At 60.9% G+C, this 4,443-nt stretch carries 7 protein-coding genes; 6 read left to right on the top strand and 1 reads right to left on the bottom strand.

Going from position 1 to position 4,443, the window contains the following annotated elements:
* The coding region (locus ACRESD_RS01060) for a CaiB/BaiF CoA transferase family protein (RefSeq protein ID WP_431749231.1) at positions 1–958 on the bottom strand (958 nt) is incomplete at its 3' end.
* A 157-nt stretch (positions 959–1,115) separates the two neighbouring features.
* Here ACRESD_RS01060 and tusD point away from each other — a divergent pair.
* The 6 genes from tusD to ACRESD_RS01090 all read left to right on the top strand — a co-directional run.
* Complete coding sequence (gene tusD, locus ACRESD_RS01065; RefSeq protein WP_431749236.1) at positions 1,116–1,508, top strand: sulfurtransferase complex subunit TusD; 393 nt, start codon at positions 1,116–1,118, stop codon at positions 1,506–1,508.
* A gap of 1 nt (position 1,509) precedes the next feature.
* The gene (gene tusC, locus ACRESD_RS01070; RefSeq protein ID WP_431749232.1) at positions 1,510–1,860 is read left to right on the top strand and encodes a sulfurtransferase complex subunit TusC; all 351 of its coding nucleotides are present in this window, start codon (positions 1,510–1,512) and stop codon (positions 1,858–1,860) included.
* Positions 1,860–2,138, top strand: a complete 279-nt coding sequence (gene tusB / locus ACRESD_RS01075; protein WP_431749233.1) for a sulfurtransferase complex subunit TusB — start codon at positions 1,860–1,862, stop codon at positions 2,136–2,138. Before tusC ends, tusB begins: the two co-directional genes overlap by 1 nt.
* Positions 2,135–2,470 carry a TusE/DsrC/DsvC family sulfur relay protein gene (locus ACRESD_RS01080; RefSeq protein WP_431749234.1) on the top strand — a complete coding sequence of 112 codons (336 nt, stop codon included), beginning with the start codon at positions 2,135–2,137 and terminating at the stop codon, positions 2,468–2,470. The genes tusB and ACRESD_RS01080 overlap by 4 nt, the downstream gene beginning before the upstream one ends.
* A gap of 14 nt (positions 2,471–2,484) precedes the next feature.
* Entirely contained in the window at positions 2,485–3,468 is a 984-nt protein-coding gene (locus ACRESD_RS01085; RefSeq protein ID WP_431749237.1) for a glycosyl transferase family protein, read from the top strand.
* 88 nt (positions 3,469–3,556) lie between these two features.
* Positions 3,557–4,443, top strand: an 887-nt coding sequence (locus ACRESD_RS01090) for a glutathione S-transferase family protein (protein ID WP_431749235.1), incomplete at its 3' end; no start/stop codon positions are given.

The following is a 4,443-nucleotide window of genomic DNA, read 5'->3' on the forward strand; positions in this document are numbered from 1 at the left end:
CGGCTTCACTCAGGCTCAGCACCGGCTCCACACAGGCATCCACCCCGGCAAACAACGCGCACAGCTCATCAAAGCTGCGCTTCTCGAACTCGACCTGCAGCGCCAGCTTGAGGGCTTTTTGCTGTTCGGGCTGGGGGGACAGACCCTGAGCCGCCAGCTCAGGCCGCTTCAACGCCGCACATAATTGCTGCATAAAAGCCGGCTCCAGGCTGCCGACCGACATCCAGCGCCCGTCCCGCGTGCGGTAGTAATCGTAAAAGCTACCGCCATTGAGCGCATGGTTCTCCCAACCCGGCTCCACCCCACAGGCCAGGTACCCCGCACCCGCCATGGCGTTCAGGCTGAACGAGCAGTCGGTCATGCTCACGTCCAGGTATTGGCCGACGCCACTCTGCTGCCGGGCGATGACCGCCGCCAACAAGCCAACCACCGCGTGCAACGAACCGCCACCCACATCCGCCAATTGCACCCCCAGCGGCAACGGCCCGCTGTCCTGGCGACCGGTATGGCTGGCCACACCCGCCAGCGCGAGGTAGTTGATATCGTGCCCGGCGCGGTCCTTATAGGGGCCGGTCTGGCCGTAGCCGGTGATCGACACATAAATCAGCCTGGGGTTGATGGCCTTCAGCGCCTCGTAACCCAGGCCCAGACGTTCCATCACGCCGGGACGGAACTGTTCAAGCACGATGTCGTAGTCCTTGATCAGTTCACGCATAATCTCCAGCGCTTCGGCCTGCTTCAGGTCCAAAGCGAGGCTGCGCTTGTTGCGATTGAGATAAGCATGGCTCGCCGATGTGCCTTGGTCATGGGGCGGCAACACACGCAGCAAGTCCATTCGCGTGGGCGACTCGATGCGTAGCACTTCAGCCCCCATGTCCGCCAGCATCAACGACGCGAACGGGCCAGGCAGCAAGGTGGAAAAATCCAGCACTTTGAGGGACGCCAAGGGACCAGGCATGGAGACTCCGTTTCCGATTCGAATGCCCACAGACTAGGCAGCCTTGCGTCTACCGGCAATCGCCGGAACGATCAGCGGCAGTGACCGTTTTGATCACGGCGGGCTTTTTCGCGCCGGCGGCTTTATCATTGGCCCACGTTTGCTGGCAGAGAGTTCCATGAAGTTCGCGATTGCGCTGTTTTCCGCCGCCCATGCGCCCTCCTCGCGCCGCGCCTTGTTGTTCGCCCAGGCAGCGCTGGCCGGTGGGCATGAGATTGTGCGGCTGTTTTTTTATCAGGATGGCGTGCACAGCGCCTCCAATAACATCGTTGCGCCCCAGGACGAGCAAGACATTGCGCGCCAATGGCGTGAGTTCGTCAGCGCGCACCAGCTCGACGGCGTGGTGTGCATTGCCGCCGCTTTGCGTCGTGGTGTGCTCAACCATGAAGAGGCCACGCGCTATCAACGCAGCGCAGTGAATCTGGATGCCCCGTGGGCACTGTCGGGTCTCGGGCAATTGCACGACGCTGCCCAGGTTGCAGACCGCCTGATCTGTTTTGGAGGGCCGTGACATGTCCAAATCCCTATTGGTGATCAGCCGCAGCGCACCGTGGTCCGGGCCGAGCGCACGCGAAGCACTGGATATCGTGCTGGCCGGCGGCGCGTTCGATCTGCCCATCGGTTTATTGTTCATGGATGACGGCGTATTCCAGTTGGCACCGCACCAGGACGCCAAGGCCGTGCAGCAAAAAGACCTGAGCGCCAACCTGCAGGCACTGGGGCTGTTCGGCATCGATGATGTCTTTGCCTGCCGCCATAGCCTTGCCGAGCGCGGGCTAACGTCCCCGGACAGCGCCGAAGCGCTGGACAATGAAGACATTTCCAAGCTGATTGACCGTTACGACCAGGTGATTACCCTCTGATGTCGACTTTACATGTGGTGTCTCACTCCCCCTTCACCGACGGCCGCCTCGCCAGTTGCCTGCGTGTCTGCGGCGCCAACGACGCGATCCTGCTCTGCGGCGACGGCGCTTACGGCCTGCACTCCCCGGCCTTGCACACCCAGGGCGTGAAGGTGTTTGTGCTGGCCGAAGACATGCAGGCGCGCAACCTGCCCCTGCCAGACTGGGCCGACAGCGTGGACTATCCAGGCTTTGTGCAACTGTCGATCGACTATGACAAGGTCAACAGTTGGCTATGAACACCCTGACTGTGGGGCCACGTACCCTCGAACTGGACAAGGACGGTTACCTCGTCGACCTGAATGAATGGTCGGCCGAGGTCGCCAATGCCCTGGCCGCCGCAGAAACGTTGGTGTTGACGCCAGACCACTGGGAAATCCTCGAACTGCTACGCAGCTTCTACGCCGAGTTCCAGCTGTCTCCCGCCACGCGCCCGCTGATCAAGTACACCGCCTTGAAGCTCGGCCCGGAAAAGGGCAACAGCCTGCACCTCAACAAACTGTTCAACGGCACTCCCGCCAAACTCGCCGCCAAGTTGGCGGGCCTGCCCAGGCCGACGAATTGCTTATGACCGACTTCGCCCCGCTGACGCTTGAAACCCCTGCCGAGCACCCTTTTGCGCAGTTCGTACGCATCCTGGGCAAAGGCAAGCGCGGTGCGCGCAACCTCACCCGCGAAGAGGCCCGCGAAGCCATGGGCATGTTGCTCGACGAAAAAGTCGAAGACACCCAGCTTGGCGCTTTCCTGATGTTGCTGCGCCACAAGGAAGAAAGCCCGGAAGAACTCGCCGGCTTCACGGAGGCCGTGCGCGAGCGTTTGAATGCCCCGGCACTGAACGTGGATGTCGATTGGCCAACCTACGCCGGCAAGAAACGCCACCTGCCGTGGTTCCTGCTGGCGGCCAAGTGCCTGGCGCAAAATGGTGTGCGCATCCTGATGCACGGTGGCGGCGCCCACACGGCGGGCCGGTTGTACACCGAGCAATTGCTGGAAGGCTTGCAGATCCCGTTGTGCCGCAATTGGCAACAGGTGGAAGCCGCCTATGCGCACGGCAACCTGGCGTTTATCCCGCTGGGTGACTGGGCACCGCAACTGCAACGCATGATCGACCTGCGCAACACCCTGGGCCTGCGCTCGCCGATCCACTCCCTGGCGCGCTTGCTCAACCCATTGAATGCGCGCCTGGGCCTGCAAAGTATTTTCCATCCGGGTTACCAAGGCGTACACCGCGATGCCAGCGGCCTGCTCGGCGACAACGTGATCGTGGTGAAGGGTGATGGCGGCGAGATCGAGATCAACCCCGACACGATCAGCCATCTGTACGGCACCACCGACGGCGAAAGCTGGGACGAAGAATGGCCCGCCCTCTCCACCCAGCGCCACGTCAAGCCGGCCAGCCTGGAACCCGAGCACCTGAGGGCGCTGTGGCGCGGTGAAGTCGAAGACAGCTACCCGCAACTGGCCCTGATCGCCACCATGGCCCTGGCCTTGCGTGGCCTTGGTCACCCACGGGAACAGGCGTTCGAATTGGCCCAGCAATACTGGGACGCACGGAATAAATCAATTTAATCGATCATCAACCTCGGGTCTTTGCGCTTTTAGTTCGAACTCATCCCTTTAGACTGGCCTCCTACGTTTATTAACCAAGGAGCCAGTCATGGGCTTACTGATCGAAGGACACTGGAAAGACCAGTGGTACGAAAGTAGCGCAGACGGTGCTTTCCAACGGGAACAGGCACAACGTCGCCACTGGGTAACCGCCGACGGCGCGCCTGGCCCAAGCGGCGAAAGCGGCTTCAAGGCTGAAGCCGGCCGTTATCACCTCTATGTCTCCCTCGCCTGCCCCTGGGCCCATCGCACCTTGATCCTGCGCAAGCTCAAGGGCCTGGAAAGCCTGATCGATGTGTCGGTGGTCAGTTGGCTGATGCTGGAAAACGGCTGGACCTTCGACAAGGCCCACGGCTCCACAGGCGACAAACTGGATAGTTTCGACTTCATGCATCAACGCTATACCGCCGACACGACCGACTACACCGGCCGCGTCACGGTGCCGGTGCTGTGGGACAAGAAGCTCAAGCGCATCGTCAGCAATGAATCGGCGGAAATCATCCGCATGTTCAACAGTGCATTCAACGATCTGACAGACAACACGCTGGACTTCTACCCTGAGTCGTTGCGCCCAACCATTGAGGCCTTGAACGAGCGCATTTATCCAGCCGTAAACAATGGTGTGTATCGCGCCGGTTTTGCCACTTCGCAGCAGGCGTACGAAGCTGCGTTTGATGATGTGTTTGCCGAGTTGGTCCACCTGGAACAACACCTGGACGAGCATCGCTACCTGGCTGGCGAATACCTGACCGAGGCCGACGTACGCCTGTTCACCACGCTGATTCGCTTTGATGCGGTGTATTACAGCCACTTCAAATGCAACCTGCGCAGGATTGCGGATTATCCGAACTTGTCGAACTGGCTAAGGGAGATGTATCAGTGGCCGGGGGTGGCCGAGACGGTGGATTTTGCGCACATCAAGGGGCATTACTACGC

Origin of the sequence: Pseudomonas sp. (assembly GCF_050739995.1) — a bacterium.
Taxonomy (GTDB): Bacteria; Pseudomonadota; Gammaproteobacteria; order Pseudomonadales; family Pseudomonadaceae; genus Aquipseudomonas.